The 25950-nt window shown below is 70.5% G+C and carries 21 protein-coding genes and 3 rRNA genes; 7 read left to right on the top strand and 17 right to left on the bottom strand.

The window, feature by feature from the left end; genetic code table 11:
- Positions 1 to 50 precede the first annotated feature (50 nt).
- Together PS271_RS04890 and recN are read right to left on the bottom strand one after the other, a co-directional pair.
- A complete protein-coding gene (locus tag PS271_RS04890; RefSeq protein ID WP_398380394.1) occupies positions 51 to 815 on the bottom strand; it encodes a hypothetical protein in 765 nt (254 codons plus the stop codon).
- Positions 816 to 1237: 422 nt separating this feature from the next.
- A complete protein-coding gene (recN, locus tag PS271_RS04895; RefSeq protein ID WP_398380396.1) occupies positions 1238 to 3001 on the bottom strand; it encodes a DNA repair protein RecN in 1764 nt (587 codons plus the stop codon).
- A 156-nt stretch (positions 3002 to 3157) separates the two neighbouring features.
- Here recN and PS271_RS04900 point away from each other — a divergent pair, with 156 nt between their 5' ends.
- Positions 3158 to 4615, top strand: a complete 1458-nt coding sequence (locus PS271_RS04900) for a S41 family peptidase (protein WP_398380398.1) — start codon at positions 3158 to 3160, stop codon at positions 4613 to 4615.
- 27 nt (positions 4616 to 4642) lie between these two features.
- Here the strand turns inward: PS271_RS04900 and PS271_RS04905 are convergent, their stop codons facing one another.
- From PS271_RS04905 to PS271_RS04915, 3 genes are all read right to left on the bottom strand, one after another.
- Positions 4643 to 5530 (bottom strand): NAD kinase, encoded by an 888-nt coding sequence (locus PS271_RS04905; protein ID WP_120757908.1) that lies wholly within the window; start codon positions 5528 to 5530, stop codon positions 4643 to 4645.
- 80 nt (positions 5531 to 5610) lie between these two features.
- Complete coding sequence (locus PS271_RS04910) at positions 5611 to 6426, bottom strand: TlyA family RNA methyltransferase (protein WP_398386678.1); 816 nt, start codon at positions 6424 to 6426, stop codon at positions 5611 to 5613.
- Positions 6427 to 6439: 13 nt separating this feature from the next.
- Positions 6440 to 6772: a hypothetical protein gene (locus PS271_RS04915; RefSeq protein ID WP_398380400.1), complete on the bottom strand. Its 333-nt coding sequence runs from the start codon at positions 6770 to 6772 to the stop codon at positions 6440 to 6442.
- A 68-nt stretch (positions 6773 to 6840) separates the two neighbouring features.
- Between PS271_RS04915 and PS271_RS04920 the strand changes: the two genes are divergently transcribed.
- Positions 6841 to 7188 (top strand): SCP2 sterol-binding domain-containing protein, encoded by a 348-nt coding sequence (locus PS271_RS04920; RefSeq protein ID WP_398380402.1) that lies wholly within the window; start codon positions 6841 to 6843, stop codon positions 7186 to 7188.
- Between the two features lie 3 nt (positions 7189 to 7191).
- On the opposite strand, the gene PS271_RS04925 is transcribed toward PS271_RS04920, so the two are convergent.
- From PS271_RS04925 to PS271_RS04935, 3 genes are all read right to left on the bottom strand, one after another.
- Positions 7192 to 8001: an ABC transporter ATP-binding protein gene (locus tag PS271_RS04925; RefSeq protein WP_398380404.1), complete on the bottom strand. Its 810-nt coding sequence runs from the start codon at positions 7999 to 8001 to the stop codon at positions 7192 to 7194.
- A gap of 71 nt (positions 8002 to 8072) precedes the next feature.
- Positions 8073 to 9113, bottom strand: coding sequence for a FecCD family ABC transporter permease (locus PS271_RS04930; protein WP_398380406.1), 1041 nt, complete (start codon positions 9111 to 9113; stop codon positions 8073 to 8075).
- Positions 9110 to 10177, bottom strand: coding sequence for an iron chelate uptake ABC transporter family permease subunit (locus PS271_RS04935; protein ID WP_398380408.1), 1068 nt, complete (start codon positions 10175 to 10177; stop codon positions 9110 to 9112). Before PS271_RS04935 ends, PS271_RS04930 begins: the two co-directional genes overlap by 4 nt.
- 67 nt (positions 10178 to 10244) lie before the next feature.
- Between PS271_RS04935 and PS271_RS04940 the strand changes: the two genes are divergently transcribed.
- Together PS271_RS04940 and PS271_RS04945 are read left to right on the top strand one after the other, a co-directional pair.
- The gene (locus PS271_RS04940) at positions 10245 to 11282 is read left to right on the top strand and encodes an ABC transporter substrate-binding protein (protein WP_398380410.1); all 1038 of its coding nucleotides are present in this window, start codon (positions 10245 to 10247) and stop codon (positions 11280 to 11282) included.
- Between the two features lie 22 nt (positions 11283 to 11304).
- Positions 11305 to 12135: a siderophore-interacting protein gene (locus tag PS271_RS04945; protein WP_398380412.1), complete on the top strand. Its 831-nt coding sequence runs from the start codon at positions 11305 to 11307 to the stop codon at positions 12133 to 12135.
- A 10-nt stretch (positions 12136 to 12145) separates the two neighbouring features.
- Here the strand turns inward: PS271_RS04945 and PS271_RS04950 are convergent, their stop codons facing one another.
- Positions 12146 to 13174, bottom strand: a complete 1029-nt coding sequence (locus PS271_RS04950) for an HAD-IIA family hydrolase (protein ID WP_398380414.1) — start codon at positions 13172 to 13174, stop codon at positions 12146 to 12148.
- Between the two features lie 75 nt (positions 13175 to 13249).
- Here PS271_RS04950 and PS271_RS04955 point away from each other — a divergent pair, with 75 nt between their 5' ends.
- Positions 13250 to 14539 (top strand): DUF1015 domain-containing protein, encoded by a 1290-nt coding sequence (locus PS271_RS04955; protein ID WP_398380416.1) that lies wholly within the window; start codon positions 13250 to 13252, stop codon positions 14537 to 14539.
- A gap of 73 nt (positions 14540 to 14612) precedes the next feature.
- On the opposite strand, the gene PS271_RS04960 is transcribed toward PS271_RS04955, so the two are convergent.
- From PS271_RS04960 to PS271_RS04985, 6 genes are all read right to left on the bottom strand, one after another.
- Complete coding sequence (locus PS271_RS04960; RefSeq protein WP_398386680.1) at positions 14613 to 15416, bottom strand: tetratricopeptide repeat protein; 804 nt, start codon at positions 15414 to 15416, stop codon at positions 14613 to 14615.
- Positions 15417 to 15466: 50 nt separating this feature from the next.
- Entirely contained in the window at positions 15467 to 16705 is a 1239-nt protein-coding gene (locus PS271_RS04965; RefSeq protein ID WP_398380418.1) for a hypothetical protein, read from the bottom strand.
- A gap of 161 nt (positions 16706 to 16866) precedes the next feature.
- A 5S ribosomal RNA gene (rrf, locus tag PS271_RS04970) occupies positions 16867 to 16983 on the bottom strand.
- A 105-nt stretch (positions 16984 to 17088) separates the two neighbouring features.
- Positions 17089 to 20209, bottom strand: a 23S ribosomal RNA gene (locus tag PS271_RS04975).
- 277 nt (positions 20210 to 20486) lie between these two features.
- A 16S ribosomal RNA gene (locus PS271_RS04980) occupies positions 20487 to 22010 on the bottom strand.
- Together the 16S, 23S and 5S rRNA genes form the textbook arrangement of a ribosomal RNA operon.
- Positions 22011 to 22551: 541 nt before the next feature.
- On the bottom strand, positions 22552 to 23226 hold the full coding sequence (locus tag PS271_RS04985) for a DNA-3-methyladenine glycosylase (protein ID WP_398380420.1): 675 nt from the start codon (positions 23224 to 23226) through the stop codon (positions 22552 to 22554).
- A gap of 70 nt (positions 23227 to 23296) precedes the next feature.
- On the opposite strand from PS271_RS04985, the gene PS271_RS04990 reads away from it, so the two are divergent.
- Entirely contained in the window at positions 23297 to 24079 is a 783-nt protein-coding gene (locus PS271_RS04990) for a sporulation protein (protein WP_120754036.1), read from the top strand.
- A gap of 32 nt (positions 24080 to 24111) precedes the next feature.
- Here PS271_RS04990 and PS271_RS04995 read toward each other — a convergent pair whose 3' ends face one another.
- On the bottom strand, positions 24112 to 24543 hold the full coding sequence (locus PS271_RS04995) for a barstar family protein (protein ID WP_398380422.1): 432 nt from the start codon (positions 24541 to 24543) through the stop codon (positions 24112 to 24114).
- Positions 24540 to 25007, bottom strand: coding sequence for a guanyl-specific ribonuclease (locus PS271_RS05000; RefSeq protein ID WP_398380424.1), 468 nt, complete (start codon positions 25005 to 25007; stop codon positions 24540 to 24542). The genes PS271_RS04995 and PS271_RS05000 overlap by 4 nt, the downstream gene beginning before the upstream one ends.
- Positions 25008 to 25139: 132 nt before the next feature.
- On the opposite strand from PS271_RS05000, the gene PS271_RS05005 reads away from it, so the two are divergent.
- Positions 25140 to 25679 carry a YbhB/YbcL family Raf kinase inhibitor-like protein gene (locus tag PS271_RS05005; RefSeq protein WP_398380426.1) on the top strand — a complete coding sequence of 180 codons (540 nt, stop codon included), beginning with the start codon at positions 25140 to 25142 and terminating at the stop codon, positions 25677 to 25679.
- Positions 25680 to 25950 lie beyond the last annotated feature (271 nt).

Consider the following 25950-nt stretch of genomic DNA (forward strand, 5'->3'; position numbering starts at 1 on the left):
ACCACCGTCTCGCGGGTTGAGCGCCCTACCTCGCCCGCACATCCGCGGATTCACTCACATAGGTGATTTCTCGCGTCCATGGCGAGGGCCGTGCCCACCAGTGCGGCGGCGTGCAGAGCGAGCCCGGCACGGCCGTTGCCCACCGCGACGGCGAGCCCGAGGCCCGCGCCGAGCGCGTGGGCGCCGGTGTCGCCGAGCATGGTCCGCTCGGCGAGATCGTCCGCGATCAGCGCGGCCGCGGCGCCCATCGGGGCGGCCGCGAGGGGTGCGGAGCCGCGGCGGGCGAGGCCCGGCGCGGCCAGTGCGAGCACGGCTCCGGTCGCCCGCCCCGGCCTGACGTCCAGCAGGTTGACGAGGTGCGCGGACCCGGCGATCACCACCGCGGCGAGCGCCTTGTCGAGCGGCCGCTCCTTGACGACCGCCCCCGCGGCGCAGGCGGCCGCCCCGATGCCGATGAGCTTCACGGCACCACTGGTGACCTCACCCCGCCGCAGCGCCCCCAGATGCGCCCGGAACCCCCGCCGGGGGTCCCCGGCCCCCACGAAGTCGTCGTAGGCCCCGCACGCCGCGGCGGCGACCACGGTCAGGGCTCCGGCCGCCCGGGCGCGCGGCGGCAGCCCGGCGGCGGTGGCCAGGGCGAGCGCGGTGCCGGCGGCTGCGGCGGGGCCGGCGTGGAGGTGGACGGTGCGGCCGACGTGATTGGTGCGCTCCCATACGGCGCCCCGGCCGCTGCGCCTGCGTGCGGCCTCGTAGACCCCGCGCGCCACGACGGCCCCACGGAACGCCGCCTTCCCGACTGCCCTCGAAGTGATCATGGCCCGACCCTACGACTCCCTGCCGGGGGTCTCGCCGGCCCCCCACAGCGGGCCATCCCGGCACCGCCGGGGCTCGGCCGGCCCACCCCGGCCACTCTCATCCCGCCGCGATGGCGATCAACCACAACGCCGCAGCCCGGCGGTGCCGGACCGGCCCGCGGTGCGGAGCGCGCGCCCACGCCGGTGCCGGACCAGGCCGAGCCGGGCCCGGAACGGCACCGCCGGTCACCACCGTCGTGGCCGGTCGCCATCGCGGCGGGATGAAAGGTGACCGGCACCTTTCATCCCGCCGCTACGGCGAGAAACCGGCGCGGCGGGAGTCCGGCGGAATGCGCAGCCGCCGGCACCGGTACGTACGAAGCGAACCCCGCGCGGAGCGCTTACACGCCCCGCCGGAGGCGACCCGGCGCACCCCGTACCGTCTACGCACCCCCGCCGGAGGCGCCCCGCGCTGTGGCGAGGAGTTCTTCCGCGTGGGCGCGGGCCAGTTCGGAGTCTTCCTGGCCCGCCAGCATGCGGGAGAGCTCGCGGATGCGGTCCTCGCCCTCCATGGCCTGGACGCCGCTGCGCGTCACCGACCCCTCGTGGGTCTTCTCCACCACCAGGTGCCGGTCGGCGAAGGCCGCCACCTGCGGCAAGTGCGTGACCACCACGACCTGGGCCGTACGCGCGAGCCGCGCGAGACGGCGGCCCACCTCGACGGCCGCCTTGCCGCCGACGCCCGCGTCGACCTCGTCGAAGAGGTACGTCGGGACGGGCGCGGAGCCCGCGAAGACGACCTCGACGGCGAGCATGACGCGCGAGAGCTCACCGCCGGACGCGCCCTTGGCGATGGGCCGGGGCACCGCCCCGGGGTGGGGGGCGAGGAGGAGCTCGACCTCGTCCGCACCGTGCGGCCCGTACGCGACCGCGCGCCCGCCGACGTCGATGCCGCTGTCCGCGTCCGCGGCCTCGGTCTGCCGGATGGAGAAGGTGACGCGGGCGTGCGGCATGGCCAGCTCGGCGAGCTCGGCGGTGACCGCCTCGGCGAACCGCTCGGCGGCCTCGGCCCGCGCGTCGCTGACGGCCTGGGCGAGCCCGCCCAGCTCGGCGCGGAGCGCGTCCCGTTCGGCGGTGAGCTCCTCGATCCGCTCGTCGTCGCCGTCGAGCTCGCCGAGCCGCGCGGCGCCCCGCTCGGCCCAGGCGAGCACTTCGGCGATGTCCGGCCCGTACTTGCGGGTGAGCTGGGTGAGCGCGGCGCGCCGCTCCTCGACGGCGGCGAGCCGCAGCGGGTCGGCGTCGAGGTCGGAGGCGTATCCGGCGAGCTCTCCGGCGACGTCGGACAGCAGGATGCCGATCTCGCCGATGCGGTCGGCGAGGGCGGCGAGCGCCGGGTCGTGGGACCGTACGGCCTCCACGGCCCGGTGCGCGCCGGCGACGAGCGTGGCGGCGTCGATGCCCTCGGGGTCCTCGGGGTTGCCCGCGAGCGCGGCGTGCGCGGCGGTGGCGGCGGAGGCGAGGGACTCGGCGTGCCCGAGCCGCTCGGCCTCGGCGGCGAGCTCGGCGTCCTCGCCGGGCAGCGGCTCGACGGCGGCGACCTCGTCCAGCCCGAACCGCAGCAGGTCGGCCTCCTGGGCGCGCTCGCGGGCCCGCGTCGTCAGCTCGGCGAGCTCGGCGGTGACGGCGCGCAGCCGCCGGTAGGCGTCGGCGTATTTGGCGAGGGGCGCGGCCACCGCGTCGCCCGCGTACCGGTCGAGGGCCTGCCGCTGCCGCGCGGGCCGCAGGAGCCCCTGCTGGTCGGTCTGGCCGTGGACGGCCACGAGGTCGTCCGCGAGCTCGCCGAGGAGCCCGACGGGCACGCTGCGCCCGCCGAGATGCGCCCGGGAGCGCCCCTCGGCGGAGAGGGTGCGGCTGATGAGCAGGGTGCCGTCGTCCAGCTCGGCGCCCGCTTCCTCCGCCCGCAGCGCCACGGACGAGGCGGGGTCGACGGCGAGCCGCCCCTCGACGACCGCGGACCGGGCCCCCATCCGCACCAGCGCGGGGTCGGCACGCCCGCCGAGCAGCAGACCGAGGCTGGTCACCACCATGGTCTTGCCCGCGCCGGTCTCGCCGGTCACCGCGGTGAAACCGCGCGACAGCTCGACGACCGCGTCATCAATGACGCCCAAGGACCGGATCCGCATCTCCTCCAACACGGATACGACCATACGAGGTTCCGGGGCCCCCTCGCGACGGCCACCCCCACCGACCCCCCTGGGGGAAACCCCACCACCGTTCCGGGTGATCTCTCCATGGCCCCGGGGGACCCCGGCGGAGGAGTCTGATGGCGACCGCAAAGCCCCTCCCTGCCCCATGAGGTCGGTATGCCCGTTCGTCCCCGTTCATCCCGCGCCGCCGCGCTCCTCCTCGCCGCCGCGGTCGCCGTGACCACCGCCGCCGGCACGGCGAGCGCGCTCGCCCGCAGCCCCCGCCCGGCGGCGCCCGCAGCGCTCGACGGCGTGTGGCGCATGGACGGTTACGGCACGCTCGCCGTCGTCGAGGACGGCGGCCGCCGGCTGCGGACGTACGAGACCACGCAGGTGAGCTGCCTCCCCGGCGCCCTCACCGCCGCCCGTACGGACGCCTCCGGCCCCTTCCGGCAGGAGGGCGAGCCCGCCGTCACGGTGACCCCGCAGGGGCGCGACACGGCGCGGCTGGCGTTCGCCGACAACGTGGGCCACCGCACACTGCACCGCGTCCCCGCCCTGCCGTCCGGCTGCCGGAACGCCCCCGCCCCGGACCCGGCCGCGGACCCGCGGAAGGTCTTCGACACGTTCTGGCAGACCTACGCCGAGAACTATCCGTTCTTCGCCGCCCGGCACGTCGACTGGAACGCCGTCCGTGACCACTACCGTCCCCGGGTCACCGCCACCACCGGCAAGGCCGAGCTGTTCGGCATCCTGTCGGACATGATCCGGCCGCTGTACGACGGCCACACCGGCCTCGTCGACCCGGCCGACCCCGCCGGCTACTTCGCGGGGCACCGCCGGGACACCGTCATCCCCGACGCGGCGGCGCGGGCCCGGATCGACGAGGCCGTCGCCGGGAGCGTCGCGAAGGCGGGCGCCGGCACGCAGCGCTCCTGGGCCGGCGGGCAGATCACGTACGCCGAGCTCCCCGGCCGGACGGGCTTCCTCCGCATCACGTCGTTCGCGAACTACGCAAAGGACGGCGGCTACGAGGCCGACAAGGCCGCGCTGGAAGCCGCCCTCGACGAGGTCTTCACCGCCGCCCGCACGACCGGCCCGGACGCCCTGCGCGGCCTCGTCCTCGACCTGCGCCTCAACGGCGGGGGCTCGGACCGCCTCGCCCTGGACGTGGCCGAGCGGCTGACCGCCCGGCCGTACACGGCCTACCTCAAGCACGCGCGCGACGACGCCCGCGACCCGCGCAGGTTCACCCCCGCCGAACCGGTACGGGTCGCCCCGCACCGCGGCCCGGTCTACACCGGACCCCTCGCCGTCCTCACCGGCCGGCTCACCATGAGCGCGGGCGAGACGCTCACGCAGGCACTGATGCAGCGCGGCCCGAAGCCCACGCTCATCGGCGAGAACACGCAGGGCCTGTTCTCGGACCGGCTCATGCGCACCCTGCCGAACGGCTGGCAGTTCTGGCTCCCGAACGAGGAGTTCCTGAGCGCGCAGGACGGCAGGACGACGTACGACGGCACGGGCATCGCCCCGGACGCCCGCACGAGCGTCTTCACGGAGGAAGACCTCACGGAACACCGTGACCCGGCCCTGGCGAGGGCCTTGGAGGTGCTGAGGGGCGCAAGTCACTGACCGGCACCCCGCTCCCCGCCGGAAACGCTAGTGCGGCGCGCCCCGCCACCCCGCCACCGGCAGCGCGAACTTCGCCACCAGCCGGTCCGTGAAGGACGCGTGGTGCAGGCGCGCCAAGCGCACCGGCACCGCCCCGCGCCGCACCTCCACCCGCGCCCCCGCCGGCAGCTCCACCGTCCGGCGGCCGTCGCACCACAGGACCCCGTTCGGGGTCTGCGGCTGGACCTCGACCGCCAGGACCGAGTCCGGGGCCGTCACCAGCGGCTTGGCGAACAGCGCGTGGGCGCTGATCGGGACCATCAGCAGGGCCTCGACCTCGGGCCAGACCACGGGCCCGCCGGCCGAGAAGGCGTACGCGGTGGAGCCGGTGGGCGTGGCGCACACGACGCCGTCGCCGCCGAAGCGGGACACCGGGCGCCCGTCGACCTCGGTGACGACCTCCAGGAGCCGTTCCCGCGCGGCCTTCTCCACGGACGCCTCGTTGAGCGCCCAGTCGGTGTGCACGACGTGCCCGTCGGTCAGGACGGCGACGTCGAGCGTCATGCGCTCCTCGACCTCGTAGGCCCGGGTCACGACCCGGTCCACGACCTTGTCGAGGTCGTCCCGCTCGGCCTCGGCGAGGAAGCCGACGCGGCCGAGGTTGACGCCGAGCATCGGCACGCCGGAGCGGCGCGCGAACTCGGCGCCGCGCAGCAGCGTGCCGTCGCCGCCGAGGACGACGAGGAGTTCGCAGCCCTCCAGGACGTCCGGCCGGCCCGGGCCGGCCTCGACCAGCTCGACCTCGGACGGCAGCGGCAGGTCGGCCGCCTCCTCGGCGAGGACCCGTACGCCGATCCCGCACCGCAGCAGCCCTTGGACCACGAGTTCGGCGCTGCGGATGGCCGCCGGGCGGCCCGTGTGCGCGAGCAGGAACACGGTGCGGCCGCCCTCGGCAGCCGCCTCCCGCTCCCCCGCCCCTGTTGCTGTTGTCGCCTGTGATGCTGCTTGTGAAGTCGTCAACGCGGCCCCTCCGCCACTGCACGGTCAACGTCCGCCGGGTCCAGTTCGGGCGCTCCGGCTCGCAGCCACAGAAAGTACTCGACGTTGCCGGAGGGGCCGGGCAGCGGGCTGGCGGTCACGCCGAGCACGCCCAGCCCCAGCTCGGCGGCGCGGGCGGCGACACCGCGCACGGCCTCGGCCCGCAACTGGGTGCTGCGCACGACGCCGCCGCTGCCGAGCCGCTCCTTGCCGACCTCGAACTGCGGCTTGACCATGAGCACCAGGTCGGCGTCGGGCGCGGCGCAGCGCACGAGCGCGGGCAGCACGAGGCCGAGCGGGATGAAGGACAGGTCGCCGACGATCAGGTCGACGGGGACGTCGTCGATCTGCTCCAGCGTGAGCTCGCGGACGTTGGTGCGGTCCTTCACGGTGACCCGCTCGTCGCTCTGCAGCGACCAGGCGAGCTGCCCGTAGCCGACGTCGGCGGCGACGACGTGCGCGGCGCCGGCGCGCAGCAGGACGTCGGTGAACCCGCCGGTGGACGCGCCCGCGTCGAGGGCGCGGCGGCCCTCGACCTTCAGCCCGCGCGGCACGAAGGCGGCGAGCGCGCCGGCCAGCTTGTGGCCGCCGCGGGAGACGTAGTCGGGGTCGGTCTCGTCCTGGGTGACGACGATCGCGGCGCTGAGCTCGACCTGGGTGGCCGCCTTGGTCGCGACGGCGCCGCCGACGGTCACCCGGCCCGCCGCGATGAGCTGGCTCGCGTGCTCGCGGGAGCGGGCGAGTTTACGGCGCACGAGCTCGGCGTCGAGTCGGCTGCGTCGCGGGCGGGTCACTGCCACGGGTGGTTCAGCTCCTGGTGTCGTACGAAGCGGGTGCGCCCGGGGCGGCGGGTGCCCCGGACGGGCCGGGGCCCCGGTCGAGCGCGCTCAGCGCGTCCCGCAGGCCCCGGTGTACATCCTCGTACACCTCCAGGTGGCCGCTCACGGCGAGGTGGTCGGCGTCGGCCAGCCGGTCGAGCTGCGCGTCGACGGCGGGGTCGCCGGCCGCGGTGCGGGCGACCCCGAGCGGCTGCGGCCCGGGCTCGGCCGCCGCCTCACCGGCCTCACTCGGCTCCGGGTCCGCGGGAGTCACGGGGCCCGCGGGAGACACCGGATCCGCGGGAGTCATCGCATCGCTCATGACCCCGACGCTACCCCGGAACGGCGCCTCTGCGGCGTACGCGGCCTGCTGCGGTACCGTCCCTGGTGATGGCGACGATCGAGGAGTGCCGCGCCGCACTCGACAGACTGGCGGAGAACCTCGCGGGGGCGAAGGGCGAGCTCCGCGACGCCGCTGCGCCCGACCGCTCGCTCAGCTGCCACATCACCGACCTCGACGTGACGTTCACCGGGCACCTCATGGGTGGGCACATCCAGGACGTGGAGCGGCTGGCGGGCACGCCCGAGCGGCGGGCCGAGATCGCGCTGACGATGTCGGGCGACGACCTGGTGGCCCTGGTGGACGGGCGGCTGAACTTCGCGAAGGCGTGGGCCGCCGGCCGGGTCAGGGTCCAGGCGAGCCTGCGCGACGTCCTGCGCCTACGGTCGCTGCTGTAACTCCTACAGCTGCGCCGCAACGGCCGCACGCGCCTTCCGGGCCGCCGGCACGACCAGCGGCGTCCCCGTCTCCGGGTCGTCGATGACCTGGCACCGCAGCCCGAACACCCGCTCCACGAGCTCGGCGGTGACGACGTCCCCCGGCTCGCCCTCCGCCACGACCTTGCCGTCGCGCATGGCGATCAGGTGGGTGGCGTAGCGCGCGGCGTGGTTGAGGTCGTGGAGGACGGCGACGAGGGTGCGGCCCTGCTCCTCGTGGAGCTGGGCGCACAGGTCGAGGACCTCGATCTGGTGCTGGATGTCCAGGTACGTGGTGGGCTCGTCCAGCAGGAGCAGCGGGGTCTGCTGGGCGAGGGCCATGGCGATCCAGACGCGCTGGCGCTGGCCGCCGGAGAGCTCGTCGACGTGCCGCTCGGCGAGGGCGTCGACGCCGGTGGCGGCCATGGACTCGGTGACGATCCGCTCGTCCTCGCGCGACCACTGGCGCAGCAGGCCCTGGTGGGGGTAGCGGCCGCGGGCGACGAGGTCGCCGACAGTGATGCCGTCGGGTGCGATGGAGGACTGCGGGAGCAGCCCGAGCGTGCGGGCGACCTGCTTCGCCGGGTACGAGCTGATGGCGGATCCGTCCAGCAGGACGGATCCGGCGGCCGGCTTGAGCATCCGGGCGAGGGCGCGCAGCAGGGTGGACTTGCCGCAGGCGTTGGGGCCGACGATGACGGTGAAGGACCGGTCGGGGATCGCGACCGAGAGGTTCTCGGCGATGACGCGCTGGTCGTAGGCGAGCGTGACGGATTCGGCCGTCAGTCGGCTCATGGTGCGGTCTCCTTGCTGAGGGGTCGTCGCTGAGGGGTCGTCATGCTCGTACGGAGGGCCGGGGGTACCTGTCACACCCGCCCGGCCCTCCGCTCCTTGAACAGCAGCCACAGCAGGTAGCAGCCGCCGAACATCCCGGTGAGCGCGCCGACGGGCAGCTTGTCGGCCCCGAAGAGCCGCTGCGAGGCCCAGTCGGCGCCGACGAGCAGGGCGGCGCCCATGGCCGCGGCGGCGAAGAGGCCCGGCCCGGCGGCGCGGGTCAGCCGGCGGGCGAGCTGCGGCGCGGCGAGCGCCACGAAGCCGATGGGCCCGGCGGCGGCCGTGGCGGCGGCGGTGAGCAGCACGGCGGAGGCCATGACCACGAGCCGGGTCCGCTCGGCCCGTACGCCGAGGGCGTGGGCGGCGTCGTCGCCCATCTCCAGCATCCGCAGCGCGCGCCCGTGCCCGAGCACGAGGGGGAAGAGGACGGCGGCCGCGCACAGCAGGGGCCACACCTGCTCCCAGTCGCGGCCGTTGAGGGAGCCGACCATCCAGATCATGGAGCGGGTGGCGTCGACGAGGTCGGCCTTGGTCATCAGGTAGTCGCGCAGGCCGGTCAGGACGGCGGCGGCGCCGATGCCGACGAGCACGAGCCGGTAGCCGTTGATGCCCTTCTTCCAGGCCAGGAGGTAGACGGCGAGGCCGGTGAGGAGTCCGCCGGCGACGGCTCCGGCGGACACGGCGAACGGGTCGCCGTGGAAGAGGACGATGACGACGAGCGCGCCGGCCGCGGAGCCCTGGCCGAAGCCGATGACGTCCGGGCTGCCCAGCGGGTTGCGGGAGACGGACTGGAAGACGGCGCCGGCCAGGCCGAGGCTGCCGCCGGCGAGGAGGCCCACGAGGACGCGCGGCAGCCGCAGGTCGTGGACGATCACGTCCTGTGCGGGGGTGCCGCCGCCGGTGAGCGTGCGCAGGACGTCGGTGGGTGAGAGGGGGAAGTCGCCGGTGCCGATGAGGGCCACGGACGCGGCCGCTGCGAGGGCCAGCAGCAGGAGGACGACCAGGGCGGCGCGCGCGTCGACGCGCAGGGAGAGCCCGCCGCCGGTACGGAGGGTTCGTGGGGACGAGCTCACTGCTGGGCCACCCTCCGGCGCCGTACGAGGTGGATGAAGACGGGTCCGCCGATGACGGCGGTGACGATGCCGGCCTGGAGTTCGCCGGGCCGGGCGACGACCCGTCCGAGGATGTCCGCGCCGAGCAGCAGCACGGGCGACAGGACGGCCGCGTAGGGCAGGATCCAGCGCTGGTCGGGGCCGGTGAGGGCGCGCACGAGGTGCGGGACGATCAGGCCGATGAAGACGATGGGCCCGCAGGCGGCGGTCGCGGCGCCGCACAGCAGGGTGACGGCGGCCAGCGCGAGGACACGGGTGCGGGCGGGCCGGGTGCCGAGGGCGCGGGCGCTGTCGTCGCCGAGGGCCATGGCGTTCAGCGGCCGGGCGAGCGCGAGGGCGAGCAGCGTGCCGGCGGCGATGAAGGGCAGGACCTGCCGGATGACGTCCGCGTTGGCGGAGGCGAGCGAGCCGACGGTCCAGAAGCGCATCCGGTCGAGCGCGGCGGAGTCCATCAGCTGGACGGAGTTGACGTAGCCGTAGAGCGCGTACGTCACGGCGGTGCCGGCGAGCGCGAGCCGGACGGGCGTGGCGCCGCGGCTGCCGCCGAGCACGTGGACGACGGCGGAGACGACGGCCGCTCCGAGGAGGGCGAACCACACGTAGCCGCCGGCCGAGCTGACGCCGAGGAAGGTGATGGCGGATACGACGGCCGCGGCGGCGCCCGCGTTGACGCCGAGGATGCCGGGTTCGGCGAGCGGGTTGCGGGTGAGGGCCTGCATCACGGCGCCGGAGAGCCCGAGGGCGGCACCGGCGAGCAGACCGAGCAGCGTGCGGGGCAGGCGGACGTCGCGCACGATGACGTCGGCCTCGCCGTGCGAGGTGTGGAACAGCCCGTGCCAGACGGCCTCCAGCGGCAGCGGCTTGGCGCCGATGGCGACGCTCGCGACCGCGACGAGCAGCAGCAGACCGGTCGCCGCGAGCAGACCGGCGGCCCGGGCGGCATTCCGCTTACGGCTTGCCGGGGGTATCTGCGGCGGTGGCGGAGCGGTATCCGCCGGGGGCTCGGGGGGACTGTCAACCAACACAAGCCTTAGGTTAGCCTACCCTTAACTCCCCCCGTTCTTGCCTCGTTCCTGAGAGAAGCGCACCACCATGAGCAGCCCCCGAACCCTCCGCAACTCCCTCCTCTCGCGCCGCAGCCTGCTGGCCGCGGGTGGCGCGCTCGGTGCCGGCGCCCTCCTGACGGCCTGCGGAGGCGGCGGCTCGAAGGGCTCCACGGACGGGGAATCAGATTCCGCTTCCGGCCCGTGGACGTTCAAGGACGACCGCGGCGAGACCGCGAAGGCCGCCCGCACCCCCAAGAAGGTCGTCGCCTTCACCGGAACCGCCGCCGCCCTCCACGACTTCGGCGTCGAGTGCACCGCCGTCTTCGGCCCGACCGTCCTCAAGGGCGGCAAGCCCGACCCCCAGGCCGGTGACCTCGACGTCGGCAAGCTGACCGTCCTCGGCAACGCCTGGGGCGAGTTCAACGTCGAGAAGTACGCCGCCCTCTCCCCCGAGCTGCTCGTCACCAACATGATCCAGGGCACCGAGCTCTGGTACGTGCCGGACGAGAGCAAGAAGAAGATCCTCGGCTTCGCCCCCGCCGTCGGCATCAACGTCTCCAAGGTGTCCCTCACCCACGTCATCGGGCGCTACGCCGAACTCGCCGCCTCCCTCGGCGCCGACCTCAAGGCGAAGCAGGTCACCGACGCCAAGGCCCGCTTCGAGAAGGCCTCCGAGACCCTCCGCAAGGCTGCCCAGGCCAACAAGGGCCTCAAGGTGATGGCCGCCTCCGGCTCCGCCGACCTGCTCTACGTCTCCGACCCCGCCGTCTACGCCGACCTCACCTACTTCAGGTCCCTCGGCGTCGACTTCGTCACCCCCGACAAGGTCACCGGCGGCTTCTTCGAGAGCCTCAGCTGGGAGAACGCCGGCAAGTACGCCGCGGACCTGATCCTCCTCGACAACCGCACCTCCGCTCTCCAGCCCAAGGACCTCGCCGCCAAGCCCACCTGGGCCGGGCTGCCCGCCGTCAAGGCCGGCCAGGTCAGCCCCTGGCTCAGCGAGCCGCGCTACTCGTACGCGGGCTGCGCACCGCTCGTCGAAGCCCTCGCCGAGGCGGTCCAGAAGGCCAAGAAGACCGCCTGACAAGCGAAGGGAAACGCCGCGCATGGCCAGCCCCACCACCCTCCCGTACCGCTTCTTCGACCTGGAGGTCCTCCGCACCGAACGGATCAGCCCCGCCATGGTGCGGGTCACCTTCGGCGGCGAGGGCCTCCGCGACGTCGTCACCGGCGGCCGCGACCAGCGCTTCAAACTGTTCCTGCCGCAGCCCGGCCAGGACGCGCCGGTGCTGCCCGCCGCCCGCGACGAGAACTGGTTCACCGAGTGGCGGGCCCAGGACCCGGCCGTACGGGCCTTCATGCGCACCTACACCGTGCGGGACATGCGGTACGGGCCGGACGAGATGGACGTCGACTTCGCCGTCCACGGCGACGCCAACGGGCACGGCGGCCCCGCCACGAACTGGGCCCAGGCCGCCCGCCCCGGCGACAGCGCCACCGTCCTCGCCCCCGTCGTCGAGGACAACGGCGGCGTCGACTTCCAGCCGCCCGCGGACACCGACTGGGTCCTGATCGCCGCCGACGAGACCGCGCTGCCGGCCGTCGCCGGCATCCTCGCCCGGCTCCCGGCCGGCACGCCCGCCAAGGTGTGGATCGAGGTCCCCCACGCCGAGGACGTCCAGGACCTGCCCACGGACGCCGCCGCCGAGATCACCTGGCTCGTACGGGGCGCGGCCGAGCCGGTCCTGAGCGCCGTCCGCGCCGCGGACCTCCCCGCCGGCAAGCCCTACGCGTGGCTGGCCGGCGAATCCGGCACGGTCCGCGGCCTCCGCCGCCACCTGGTCAACGACCGCAGCCTGGACCGCCGCACGGTGACGTTCACGGGCTACTGGCGCAGGGGAGCAACGGAGGAGGACTTGCTGGCGGAGCTGGCCTAAAAACCTTCCGTCACAGCCCGAGCAGCCCCACCGCCTTGGCGGAGTCGAGCTCGCACACCCCACTCCCCGCAGCCGTCCACGCGACAGCGCAAAGCGCCCGAAGCCCGTCCACGGAATCCCCCTCACCCTCAAGGGCAAGCGCACCCCCGTCAACGGACGCGGTCCACCCCCCGCACCGGAACCCGTCCCCGGCCGGCACAACCGCCGGCTGCGCCACCAGCAACCCCCGAAGGTCCGCGGCCACATACGTCGCCCGATGCTCCGGCCGCGCCGCAACCAGCTGCGCGGCCGTCGTCACGCCGGTCAGCACCAGCAGCGAGTCCACCCCGCCCACGTTCGCGCCCTCGATGTCCGTGTCGAGCCGGTCGCCGACCACCAGCGGCCGCTCCGCGCCCGTCCGCAGCACCGTCTCCCGGTGCATCGGCGGCTGCGGCTTGCCCGCCACCTGCGGCGTCGCGCCCGTGGTTATCCGGACGACCTCCACGGCCGAGCCGTTGCCCGGGGCGATGCCGCGCCCGCTGGGAATCGTCAGGTCGGTGTTGGAGGCGAACCACGGCACGCCCGCCGCCACCGCGTACGACGCCTCCATCAGCCGCGACCACGGCATGTCGGGCCCGCCGTAGCCCTGCGCGACGGCGGCGGGGTCGTCGTCCGCCGAGTCCACCGGCACCAGCCCGCGCTCGCGCAGCGCGACCCGCAGCCCCTCGGCGCCGATCACCAGCACCCGGGAGCCGGCGGGCACCTGCTCGGAGATCAGCCGCGCCACGGCCTGGGCCGAGGTGATCACGTCGGAGGGCTCGGCCGGCACGCCCAGCCGGGTGAGGTGGGCGGCCACCGTCTCCGGGGTGCGCGCGGCGTTGTTCGTCACGTAGGCGAGGTGCATCCCGCCCGCGCGGGCCGTCTCCAGCGACTCGACGGCGTGCGCGATGGCCTCGCCGCCCGCGTACACCACGCCGTCGAGGTCGAGCAGCGCCGTGTCGTAGGCCTCGCCGAGGGGCCGCTCGCTGCCGTCGGGCCGCGTCCGGACGGTCTGATTCATCCTGTACTCGCTCCTTGTGCTGTACGTCTCTTCCACGATCATTGCTCACGGGGCCATGAGACATAACATTTCCCAATGAGCACTCCAGGCCGAGCAGGGAAAGCAGGGCAAGGACTTCAACTCGCCCCCTTCCGAGGGCTGCGCTATGTCCCGGAGCGGGTCGGCAGCCTCGCCGCCGTCACCTCGCCACCGTACGACGTCGTCGTACGGCCCGACGGGTTGCGTCACCTGGAGACCGCGGACCCGCACAACATCGTCCGGCTGATCCTCCCCCAGGCCGCGAGCGCCGCCGACCGGCACCGGCTGGCCGCGGAGACGCTGCGCCGCTGGCAGGACGAGCAGGTCCTGGCCCCCGACCCGGATCCCGCGCTGTACGTGTACGAGCAGCGGGGCGGCGGCATACTGCAGCGGGGCCTCATCGGCGCACTGCGCCTCAGCCCCCGTGAGGAGGGTGTCGTCCTCCCCCACGAGGACGTGATGCCGCACATCGTCGAGGACCGCGCGGCCCTCATGCGCGACACGGGAGCCAACCTCGAACCGCTGCTCTTCTCCTACCGGGGCAACGGCAGCACGACCGGCGCGGCAGCCGTCATCGACCGCGTCACCGCCACCCCGCCGCTGCTGTCCACGACGACCGACGACGGCTACGCGCACCGCCTGTGGTCCATCACCGATCCGCACGACCTCGAACTGATCGGCAAGGACCTCTCGCAGCAGCACGCCCTCATCGCCGACGGCCACCACCGCTGGGCGACGTACCTGCGGCTGCGCGCCGAGCAGCCCGCACCCGGCCCCTGGGACTTCGGCCTCGTGCTGCTGGTGGACACCGCCCGCTACCCGCTGCGCGTACGGGCCATCCACCGCCTGCTGCACCGGCTGCCGGTCGCCGAGGCCCTGGCCGCCGTCGAGGGCGTCTTCCGCGTCCGTACGGTCGACGGCCCGCTGCCGGCGGCGCTCGACGCACTGGCGGAGGCGTCGGAGGAGCCGGGGAACGCCTTCGTCCTGGCGGGCGACGGGCGCTTCCACCTCCTCGACCGCCCGGACCCGGCCCTGCTGGCCCGCCTGGTCCCGGCGGACCGCCCGGACGCCTGGCGCACCCTGGACGCCACGGTCCTGCACTCGGTCCTGCTGGAGCACGTGTGGCGGGTGCCGGACGACCCGGAGCACATCGGCTACATCCACGAGACGGCGGCGGCCGTGAAGCAGGCCGAGCGGCACGGCGGCACGGCGGTGCTGATGCATCCGGTCAAGGAGGACGTGGTCCGGGAGCTGGCGGAACAGGGCGTGACCATGCCGCGCAAGTCCACCTCGTTCGGCCCCAAGCCGGCGACGGGGCTGGTGCTGCGGAGCCTGGCCCTGAACTGAACGAAGAGGCCGGCACCCCGGGATCGGGGTGCCGGCCTCTTCGTCACTGTCTCATTGCTGCCCTACTACGGTGTCAGCGGTTGTCGTCGCCGGCCTTGTCGGCGTCAGCGGACTTCTCGGCCTCGACAGGCTGCTCGGCCTCGACAGGCTGCTCAGTCTCGACGGGCTGCTCGGCAGACGCCTCGGCCTCGGAAACGCCGGACTCCTCGCCGGAGGCGACCTCGTCCTCGGAGTCCTCGGAGTCCACCATGGCGTCGGTGAACTCGACGCCGTCCAGCTCCGCGAGGCGGTCGGAGGCGTCCGTCTGGCCGCCCTGGTCCGCTTCGAGGGCCTTGGCGAACCACTCGCGGGCCTCGGCCTCGCGGCCGACGTCCAGCAGCGCGTCGGCGTACGCGTAGCGCAGGCGCGCGGTCCACGGCTGGACCGAGTTGGAGGCGAGCTCGGGGCTCTGCAGCGTCACGACGGCGGCGTCGGCCTGGCCCATGTCCTTGCGGGCACCGGCGGCGACCAGGCGCATCTCGACCTGGCCGGCCTTGTCGAGCTTGTTGACCTCGGGCTCGCCGGCCATGGCCAGCGCGCGCTCGGGGCGGCCCATGCCGCGCTCGCAGTCGGCCATCACGGGCCACAGCTCCACGGAGCCTGTCATGCGGCGGGCCGCACGGAACTCGGCGAGCGCCTCGGAGTACTTGGCCGTCGCGTACGAGGCGAAGCCGGCGGCCTCGCGGACCGCGGCGACGCGGGAGGCGAGACGCAGGGCGATCCGGGAGTAGGCGTAGGCCTGCTCCGGGTCCTCGTCGAGCAGGTTGGCGACCATGACGAGGTTGCGGGCGACTTCCTCGGCGAGGCCCTTCGGCAGGCTCATGAGCTCCTGCCGCACGTCCGCGTCGATCTCCTCACCGGTGACGTCGTCGGGGATCGGCAGGCGCTTCACCGGCTCGCGGTCGCTGCGGTACTGGTCGCGGTCGTCACGGCGCCCGTAGCCGCCGGAACGCTCGTCACGCCCGCCGCGGTAGCCGCCGCCCTGGCGGTCGTCACGGAACGAACGACGGGGGCCACGGTCGTCGCGGCCGCCGCGGTAGCCACCGCGGTCGTCGTCACGGCGCGGGCCGCGGTCGTCACGGCGGAAGCCGCCGCGGTCGTCCTCGCGACGGGGGCCGCGGTCGTAGCCGCCACGGTCGTCGTCACGGCGGGGGCCGCGGTCATCGCGACGGTCGTCGCGACGGAAGGACGGGCGGTCGCCACCGCGGTCGTCACGGCCGCCACGGAAGCCACCGCCGGCCGGGCGGCCGCCGCGGTCGTCGTCGCGACGCGGGCCGCGGTCGAAGCCGCCACGGTCGTCACGACGGTCGTCACGGCGGAAGGAGGGACGGTCGCCACCACGGTCGTCGCGACGGTCGTCGCGGCCGCCGCGGAAACCGCCGCGGTCATCGTCGCGGCGGGGGCCGCGGTCGTCACGGCGGTCGTCGCGACGGAAGGAGGGACGGTCGCCGCCACGGTCGTCGCGGCCGCCGCGGAAGCCACCGCGGTCATCGTCGCGACGGGGGCCACGGTCATCACGACGGTCGTCACGACGGAAGGAGGGACGGTCGTCGCGACGGAAGCCGCCGCGGTCGTCATCGCGACGCGGGCCGCGGTCGAAGCCGCCGCGGTCGTCACGGCGGAAGGAGGGACGGTCGCCACCGCGGTCGTCGCGACGGTCGTCACGGCGGAAACCACCGCGGTCATCGTCACGACGCGGAGCGCGGTCGTCACGGGGGAAGGAGGGGCGGTCGTCGCGGCCGCGGAAGCCACCGCCGGCGGGACGCCCCCCGCGGTCGTCGCGACGCGGGCCACGGTCGAAGCCGCCACGGTCGTCACGGCGGAAGCCACCGCGGTCATCGTCACGGCGCGGGGCGCGGTCATCGCGACGGAAGGAGGGACGGTCGCCACCGCGGTCGTCGCGGCCGCCGCGGAAGCCACCGCGGTCATCGTCGCGACGGGGGCCACGGTCATCACGGCGGTCGTCACGACGGAAGGACGGACGGTCGCCGCCACGGTCGTCACGGCCGCCACGGAAACCACCGCCGGCCGGACGGCCGCCACGGTCGTCATCGCGACGCGGGCCGCGGTCATCACGGCGGGGGCCACCGCGTCGGTCGTCGCGGCGGAAACCGCCGCGGTCGCCACCCGAACGGTCGTCGGGAGAGTTGGTGGGCATCGACGTGACTCCTGTCTTCAGGTACCGCAGTCATTCTCGCGCAACCGGCGGACCGGCGCGCTTCGGCAGAAATACAAAAAGGACCCTTGGTCCCAGCGTGAACGCTGGGACCAAGGGTCCTTGAAATATTGTTCGGCGGCGTCCTACTCTCCCACACGGTCCCCCATGCAGTACCATCGGCGCTGAAAGGCTTAGCTTCCGGGTTCGGAATGTAACCGGGCGTTTCCCTAACGCTATGACCACCGAAACCCTATCGGTTTCGAGCGAACAAGCACACTCTTCAATTAAGTGGTTCTGCTCAAACCAGCAACTGTTCGTTGCTTCAGAACTAACACAGTGGACGCGAGCAACTGAGGACAAGCCCTCGGCCTATTAGTACCAGTCAGCTCCAACCGTTACCGGTCTTCCACACCTGGCCTATCAACCCAGTCGTCTACTGGGAGCCTTACCCCATCAAGTGGGTGGGAGTCCTCATCTCGAAGCAGGCTTCCCGCTTAGATGCTTTCAGCGGTTATCCCTCCCGAACGTAGCCAACCAGCCATGCCCTTGGCAGGACAACTGGCACACCAGAGGTTCGTCCGTCCCGGTCCTCTCGTACTAGGGACAGCCCTTCTCAAGACTCCTACGCGCACAGCGGATAGGGACCGAACTGTCTCACGACGTTCTAAACCCAGCTCGCGTACCGCTTTAATGGGCGAACAGCCCAACCCTTGGGACCGACTCCAGCCCCAGGATGCGACGAGCCGACATCGAGGTGCCAAACCATCCCGTCGATATGGACTCTTGGGGAAGATCAGCCTGTTATCCCCGGGGTACCTTTTATCCGTTGAGCGACGGCGCTTCCACAAGCCACCGCCGGATCACTAGTCCCGACTTTCGTCCCTGCTCGACCCGTCGGTCTCACAGTCAAGCTCCCTTGTGCACTTACACTCAACACCTGATTGCCAACCAGGCTGAGGGAACCTTTGGGCGCCTCCGTTACTCTTTAGGAGGCAACCGCCCCAGTTAAACTACCCACCAGACACTGTCCCTGATCCGGATCACGGACCCAGGTTAGACATCCAGCACGACCAGAGTGGTATTTCAACGACGACTCCACCATGGCTGGCGCCATGACTTCACAGTCTCCCACCTATCCTACACAAGCCGAACCGAACACCAATATCAAGCTATAGTAAAGGTCCCGGGGTCTTTCCGTCCTGCTGCGCGAAACGAGCATCTTTACTCGTAGTGCAATTTCACCGGGCCTATGGTTGAGACAGTCGAGAAGTCGTTACGCCATTCGTGCAGGTCGGAACTTACCCGACAAGGAATTTCGCTACCTTAGGATGGTTATAGTTACCACCGCCGTTTACTGGCGCTTAAGTTCTCAGCTTCGCCTGAACGAATCCAAGCTAACCGGTCCCCTTAACGTTCCAGCACCGGGCAGGCGTCAGTCCGTATACATCGCCTTACGGCTTCGCACGGACCTGTGTTTTTAGTAAACAGTCGCTTCTCGCTGGTCTCTGCGGCCACCCCCAGCTCAGAGTGCAAGACTCATCACCGGTTGTGGCCCCCCTTCTCCCGAAGTTACGGGGGCATTTTGCCGAGTTCCTTAACCATAGTTCACCCGAACGCCTCGGTATTCTCTACCTGACCACCTGAGTCGGTTTAGGGTACGGGCCGCCATGAAACTCGCTAGAGGCTTTTCTCGACAGCATAGGATCATCCACTTCACCACAATCGGCTCGGCATCAGGTCTCAGGCTTCATGCTGTCCGGATTTGCCTGGACAGCGCCCTACACCCTTACCCCGGGACTACCACCGCCCGGGCTGGACTACCTTCCTGCGTCACCCCATCGCTTACCTACTACCACCTTGGGTCAGCGGCTCCACCACTCCCCTTTCCCCGAAGGGTCCAGGGCGGCTTCACGGCCTTAGCATTAATGGATTCGATATTGGGCGTTTCAAAGCGGGTACCGGAATATCAACCGGTTGTCCATCGACTACGCCTGTCGGCCTCGCCTTAGGTCCCGACTTACCCTGGGCAGATCAGCTTGACCCAGGAACCCTTAGTCAATCGGCGCACACGTTTCCCACGTGTGTATCGCTACTCATGCCTGCATTCTCACTCGTGAACCGTCCACAACTCGCTTCCGCGGCTGCTTCACCCGGCACACGACGCTCCCCTACCCATCACAGCCTCCGTTGGGAGTATTGCTGCAATGACACGACTTCGGCGGTACGCTTGAGCCCCGCTACATTGTCGGCGCGGAATCACTTGACCAGTGAGCTATTACGCACTCTTTCAAGGGTGGCTGCTTCTAAGCCAACCTCCTGGTTGTCTCTGCGACTCCACATCCTTTCCCACTTAGCGTACGCTTAGGGGCCTTAGTCGATGCTCTGGGCTGTTTCCCTCTCGACCATGGAGCTTATCCCCCACAGTCTCACTGCCGCGCTCTCACTTACCGGCATTCGGAGTTTGGCTAAGGTCAGTAACCCGGTAGGGCCCATCGCCTATCCAGTGCTCTACCTCCGGCAAGAAACACACGACGCTGCACCTAAATGCATTTCGGGGAGAACCAGCTATCACGGAGTTTGATTGGCCTTTCACCCCTAACCACAGGTCATCCCCCAGGTTTTCAACCCTGGTGGGTTCGGTCCTCCACGAAGTCTTACCTCCGCTTCAACCTGCCCATGGCTAGATCACTCCGCTTCGGGTCTTGGGCGCGCTACTCAATCGCCCTATTCGGACTCGCTTTCGCTACGGCTTCCCCACACGGGTTAACCTCGCAACACACCGCAAACTCGCAGGCTCATTCTTCAAAAGGCACGCAGTCACGACTTGCAAGCAAGCTTGCAAGCGACGCTCCCACGGCTTGTAGGCACACGGTTTCAGGTACTATTTCACTCCGCTCCCGCGGTACTTTTCACCATTCCCTCACGGTACTATCCGCTATCGGTCACCAGGGAATATTTAGGCTTAACGGGTGGTCCCGCCAGATTCACACGGGATTTCTCGGGCCCCGTGCTACTTGGGTGTCTCTTAAACGAGCCGCATAGATTTCAGCTACGGGGGTCTTACCCTCTACGCCGGACCTTTCGCATGTCCTTCGCCTATCCATACGGTTTCTGACTCGTCTCACAGCCGGCAGACTATGAAAAAGAGATCCCACAACCCCGCATGCGCAACCCCTGCCGGGTATCACACACATACGGTTTGGCCTCATCCGGTTTCGCTCGCCACTACTCCCGGAATCACGGTTGTTTTCTCTTCCTGCGGGTACTGAGATGTTTCACTTCCCCGCGTTCCCTCCACACTGCCTATGTGTTCAGCAGCGGGTGACAGCCCATGACGACTGCCGGGTTTCCCCATTCGGACACCCCCGGATCAAAGCTCGGTTGACAGCTCCCCGGGGCCTATCGCGGCCTCCCACGTCCTTCATCGGTTCCTGGTGCCAAGGCATCCACCGTGCGCCCTTAAAAACTTGGCCACAGATGCTCGCGTCCACTGTGCAGTTCTCAAGCAACGACCAGCCACCCATCACCCCCGGACCAAAACCCGGAGTTCACTGGGGCCGGCGTCAAGAAGGACGAGCAACGCTCGTACCCTCAGACACCCAACAGCGTGCCCGGCCCAGCCACTCACTCTCTGTGTTCCACGCCGAAGCAGTACTAACAGGGAGATCCTGAACTGTGCCGAATAGTCAACGTTCCACCCATGAGCAACCGTGCAAGTCATTCGCTTGCAGTCGGCTATATGCTCCTTAGAAAGGAGGTGATCCAGCCGCACCTTCCGGTACGGCTACCTTGTTACGACTTCGTCCCAATCACCAGTCCCACCTTCGACGGCTCCCTCCACAAGGGTTGGGCCACCGGCTTCGGGTGTTACCGACTTTCGTGACGTGACGGGCGGTGTGTACAAGGCCCGGGAACGTATTCACCGCAGCAATGCTGATCTGCGATTACTAGCAACTCCAACTTCATGGGGTCGAGTTGCAGACCCCAATCCGAACTGAGACCGGCTTTTTGAGATTCGCTCCACCTCACGGTATCGCAGCTCATTGTACCGGCCATTGTAGCACGTGTGCAGCCCAAGACATAAGGGGCATGATGACTTGACGTCGTCCCCACCTTCCTCCGAGTTGACCCCGGCAGTCTCCTGTGAGTCCCCATCACCCCGAAGGGCATGCTGGCAACACAGGACAAGGGTTGCGCTCGTTGCGGGACTTAACCCAACATCTCACGACACGAGCTGACGACAGCCATGCACCACCTGTACACCGACCACAAGGGGGCGACCATCTCTGGCCGTTTCCGGTGTATGTCAAGCCTTGGTAAGGTTCTTCGCGTTGCGTCGAATTAAGCCACATGCTCCGCTGCTTGTGCGGGCCCCCGTCAATTCCTTTGAGTTTTAGCCTTGCGGCCGTACTCCCCAGGCGGGGAACTTAATGCGTTAGCTGCGGCACGGACGACGTGGAATGTCGCCCACACCTAGTTCCCAACGTTTACGGCGTGGACTACCAGGGTATCTAATCCTGTTCGCTCCCCACGCTTTCGCTCCTCAGCGTCAGTATCGGCCCAGAGATCCGCCTTCGCCACCGGTGTTCCTCCTGATATCTGCGCATTTCACCGCTACACCAGGAATTCCGATCTCCCCTACCGAACTCTAGCCTGCCCGTATCGAATGCAGACCCGGGGTTAAGCCCCGGGCTTTCACATCCGACGTGACAAGCCGCCTACGAGCTCTTTACGCCCAATAATTCCGGACAACGCTTGCGCCCTACGTATTACCGCGGCTGCTGGCACGTAGTTAGCCGGCGCTTCTTCTGCAGGTACCGTCACTTTCGCTTCTTCCCTGCTGAAAGAGGTTTACAACCCGAAGGCCGTCATCCCTCACGCGGCGTCGCTGCATCAGGCTTTCGCCCATTGTGCAATATTCCCCACTGCTGCCTCCCGTAGGAGTCTGGGCCGTGTCTCAGTCCCAGTGTGGCCGGTCGCCCTCTCAGGCCGGCTACCCGTCGTCGCCTTGGTAGGCCATCACCCCACCAACAAGCTGATAGGCCGCGGGCTCATCCTGCACCGCCGGAGCTTTCCACCTTTGAAGATGCCTTCAAAGGTCATATCCGGTATTAGACCCCGTTTCCAGGGCTTGTCCCAGAGTGCAGGGCAGATTGCCCACGTGTTACTCACCCGTTCGCCACTAATCCACCCCGAAGGGCTTCATCGTTCGACTTGCATGTGTTAAGCACGCCGCCAGCGTTCGTCCTGAGCCAGGATCAAACTCTCCGTGAATGTTTACCGGTAATCCGGTGTGACACTCGCGTTGAGCGGAACAACCAGGAGGAATAGTCCCGGTCGTTCACAGCGTCCTCGCTGTGTGCCTTCCCCTAGAGGAAGGACTTTCAAAGGAACCGCGTCCCGATCAAAGATGACCGGAGACGGGGTATTTTATAGTCTGGCGTTGACTTTTGGCACGCTGTTGAGTTCTCAAGGAACGGACGCTTCCTTTGTACTCACCCTCTCGGGCTTTCCTCCGGGCGCTTCCCTTCGGTATTTCGTGTTCCGACTCTATCAGATCGTTTTCCTTGCCGTTTCCGGCTCGAAATTCGTTTTCCGATCCCCGTCGGCGGGGTGTTCACTACTTTAGCGGCTTTCCCGTCCGGCTCCTAATCGAGCCGGTCGAGTCCGTCCGGCGTCATATTTCGGCGCACCAAAATATGACCCCGATCCGGGGCGACCTCGTAGGTAGTGAGTGGTGCCGCCCACCGGTCCGTGCACACAGCGCGTCCGTCTCAAGCGGCTCGGGCTACGTTAGGTCCTCCTCACTCCGAAGTCAAGCACCGGCCTGTCGGCCGGTCTTGCCGGCGCCGCCTCCCCTGTTCCGCGGGACGTGCGCCCGGTACGGACTGACCGTCGGGTCGCCGTCCGCCCAGAAGCGCCAGGGGTGGGTCGCCCCCGCGCCGCCCACGCCGGTGCGCGGGCCGTTGCGGATGCGGTCCGGGTGCACGGGGTGGCCGGTGAGGACGGACAGCGGGGCGTCCGGGCCGGCGCACACGTCCGTGCCGTTCAGTGCCCGGTCGACACTCAGTGCCGTGGCCAGCCGCGCCGGCCCCTGGGCCAGCTCGCGGTCCTTGCGCGCCTTGGGGCGGCGCTCCCGGGCGAGCTCCTGGCCCCTGATCACCTCGCCCGCCCTGAGGAGGACGCCGCTCGCGGTGCCCTCCTCCCCGCAGACGAGGTTGAGGCTGAACCACATGCCGTAGATGAAGTAGACATACGCGTGGCCGGGCGGTCCGAACATCGAGGCATTGCGCTCGGTCCGGCCGCGGTAGGCGTGGGAGCCGGGGTCCGCCTCTCCCGCGTACGCCTCGACCTCCGTGATGCGGACCTCGATCGGCCCGTCGGGGGTCGTGCGGACGAGTGTGCGGCCGAGCAGTTCGGGGGCGACCTCAAGCACAGGACGGGCGAAGAAGTCCCGGGTGATGGGCATACGGTCAGGCGCTGCGATCATGCCGATCGAGCGTAACGGACCGGACCGGCAAGACCGGAACGGTAAGAACAGAAGAGGAGAGGTCGCGGCCATGGGGTTCAAGAAGCTGCTGGCGAGCCTGGGCGCCGGGGGCGCTTCGGTGGAGACGGTGCTGTTCGAGGAGAACGTCGTCCCGGGCGGCATCGTCCAGGGCGAGGTCCGCATCCAGGGCGGCTCCGTCGCCCAGGCGATCCAGGCACTGTCCGTCGGGCTGCAGGCCCGCGTCGAGGTCGAGGGCGACGACAGCGAGTACAAGCAGGACGTCGAGTTCACGCGCGTACAGCTGGGCGGGGCGTTCGAAGTGCAGGCCGGGGCGGTGCACACGGTGCCGTTCGGGCTGGAGATCCCGTGGGAGACGCCGGTCACCACCTTCCTCGGGCGGCACCTCACCGGCATGAACGTGGGGGTGACCACGCACCTGGCCATCGCGCGCGCCGTCGACTCCGGCGACCTCGATCCGGTGAACGTGCACCCGCTGCCGGCGCAGCAGGCGATCCTGGACGCCTTCGGGCAGCTGGGCTTCGCGTTCAAGAGTGCGGACCTGGAGCGCGGCCACATCCGCGGGACGCGTCAGCGGCTGCCCTTCTACCAGGAGATCGAGTTCCGGGCGCCGTCGCAGTACCGGGGGCTGAACGAGGTCGAGCTGTCGTTCGTCGCGGACGACCGTGAGATGGACGTCGTGCTGGAGATGGACAAGAAGCCGGGGCTGTTCACGGAGGGCAGTGACACGTACCGGTCGTTCACGGTCGACCTGCACGCGTACGGGCAGACGGACTGGGCGGCCTACCTCAACCAGTGGCTGGCGGAGGTCGGCGGCCGGCGCAACTGGTTCTGAGCGCCCGGCCGGCTCCGTCCCTCCCCCGCCGGTCACCCCAGCAGGACCGCCAGCGGTGACTCCGCCTCCGCCCAGTAGTCGACGGCGTCGCCGAAGACGGCCTCGGCGGTACGGGCCTCGCGCGGCGCCGCCTTCTTGAAGGCCGCCCACTCCTCGGCGAGCACCAGGAAGCCACGTGCCTTGCCCTCCTCCCGCCACCAGGAGAGGTCGGTGAGGCAGTCGGCGAGGGCGTCCCAGTTGCGGCCGAACCAGTCGGGGAGCTCGAGGCCGGTGGCGCAGCGATCCATGAAGGCGGTCTTGGTGGTCACCCCGCCCAGGTGCAGGGTGGCCCCCCGCCAGTCGGCTTCGGCGGCGAGCGCCATCACGCGGGGGGCGGTGTCGGCGGGGGGCAGCCGGTAGACGCCCGGCGGGGTCGTGCCGAGGAGGAGTCCGGTGAGTCCCGGGGCGGGCAGCAGGTCGGTCATGGCTGTACCACCGCTTCGAAGGTTTCGTAGTGGTCGCTGGTGTAGTAGCGCTCGGCGTGGCTGCCGGCGATGATGCGGCGTGCGCCGCGGTTGCGGGCCCCGGGCGTGGGGACGGTGTACTCGTGGTAGTAGCCGCGGGCCTGTTTCGGCAGCCGGTTCTCGTAGTTGCCGAAGACGGTGCCGTCCTTGTCGTGCGGGAAGGGACCGCCCTTGTCGATGAGGTCGAGGGTCTTGCGGGCCTCAGGTGGCAGCTTCTCCCGGGAGACGGTCTTCATGCCGTGTGCCCACGCGGGCGCGGGTGGTGCGGCGGTCGAGGCTCCGCCGCTCCCGCCCTTCTTGCTGTGGCTGCCGTCCGAGGAGGAGCAGGCGGGCAGGAGGAGCAGGGGGAGGGCGGCGAGGAGGACGGTCAGACTGCGCAGGGCGCGGCCGGCCGGTCGTCCGATGGGGCCAAACTGTCGAAGCACGCTTCGTATGGTCTCAGCCGGAGGCTCTGAGGGCTCGTTAGGCTGGCGTCTTCAGTGATCCGTAGCAGAGGGATCCGCAGGATCCGCACGCTGGTGATCCCCAGCATTCCGCGCGTTACAGGAGGCCCAGAGGTGTCCGAGCAGAAGCGACGGCCGCTCCCCCACGATTTCCACCCGCCGGTGCCCTCGTTCACGGTGGTGAGCGACGATCTGACGGACGGTGGGACGCTCGGCCGGGATCAGGTCCACAGCGGGGGGAACACGTCTCCGCACCTGCGCTGGGAGGGATTCCCCGCGGGCACGAAGAGCTTCGCGGTGACGTGCTACGACCCGGACGCGCCGACGGGCAGCGGATTCTGGCACTGGGTGCTGTTCGACATCCCGGCCTCGGTGACGGAGCTGCCGGCGGGTGCGGGCAGCGGGGACATGAAGGGGCTGCCGGCGGGCGTGGTCCACGCGCGCAACGACTACGGCACGCGGGACTTCGGCGGGGCCGCTCCGCCGGCGGGCGACGGCCCGCACCGCTACGTGTTCACGGTGTACGCCGTGGACGGGGAGAAGCTTGGCCCGGACGCGGACGCGTCGCCGGCCGTGGTGGGCTTCCACCTGCGGTTCCACGCGCTGGGCCGCGCCCAGCTGATCGGTGAGTACGAGGTGCCGGCCGCGGGCTGAGGCCCCCGGGCGGACCCGCCCCGCCGACGCGGGCCCGGCACGGCCCGGCGTGGCCGCGGAAATTCCGTTGCGCCCCGCCGCCCTTGGATCGCACAGTGGTGCATGGCTGACGGCCCCGCATGGCCGTCGGGCAGTGGACACCGCAGTGGCGGGGGCGGCGGGGCGCAGTTGCGTCCGCGGTCTGCCGGAGCCGGGCTGCGTGCCGGGCGACCGCGTCCGCTGCCGTACGCTCCGGGCCCGTGTGCGTTACGGGGGAAGGGCCCGGAGCGTT

Source organism: Streptomyces sp. SCA2-17 (assembly GCF_044336695.1).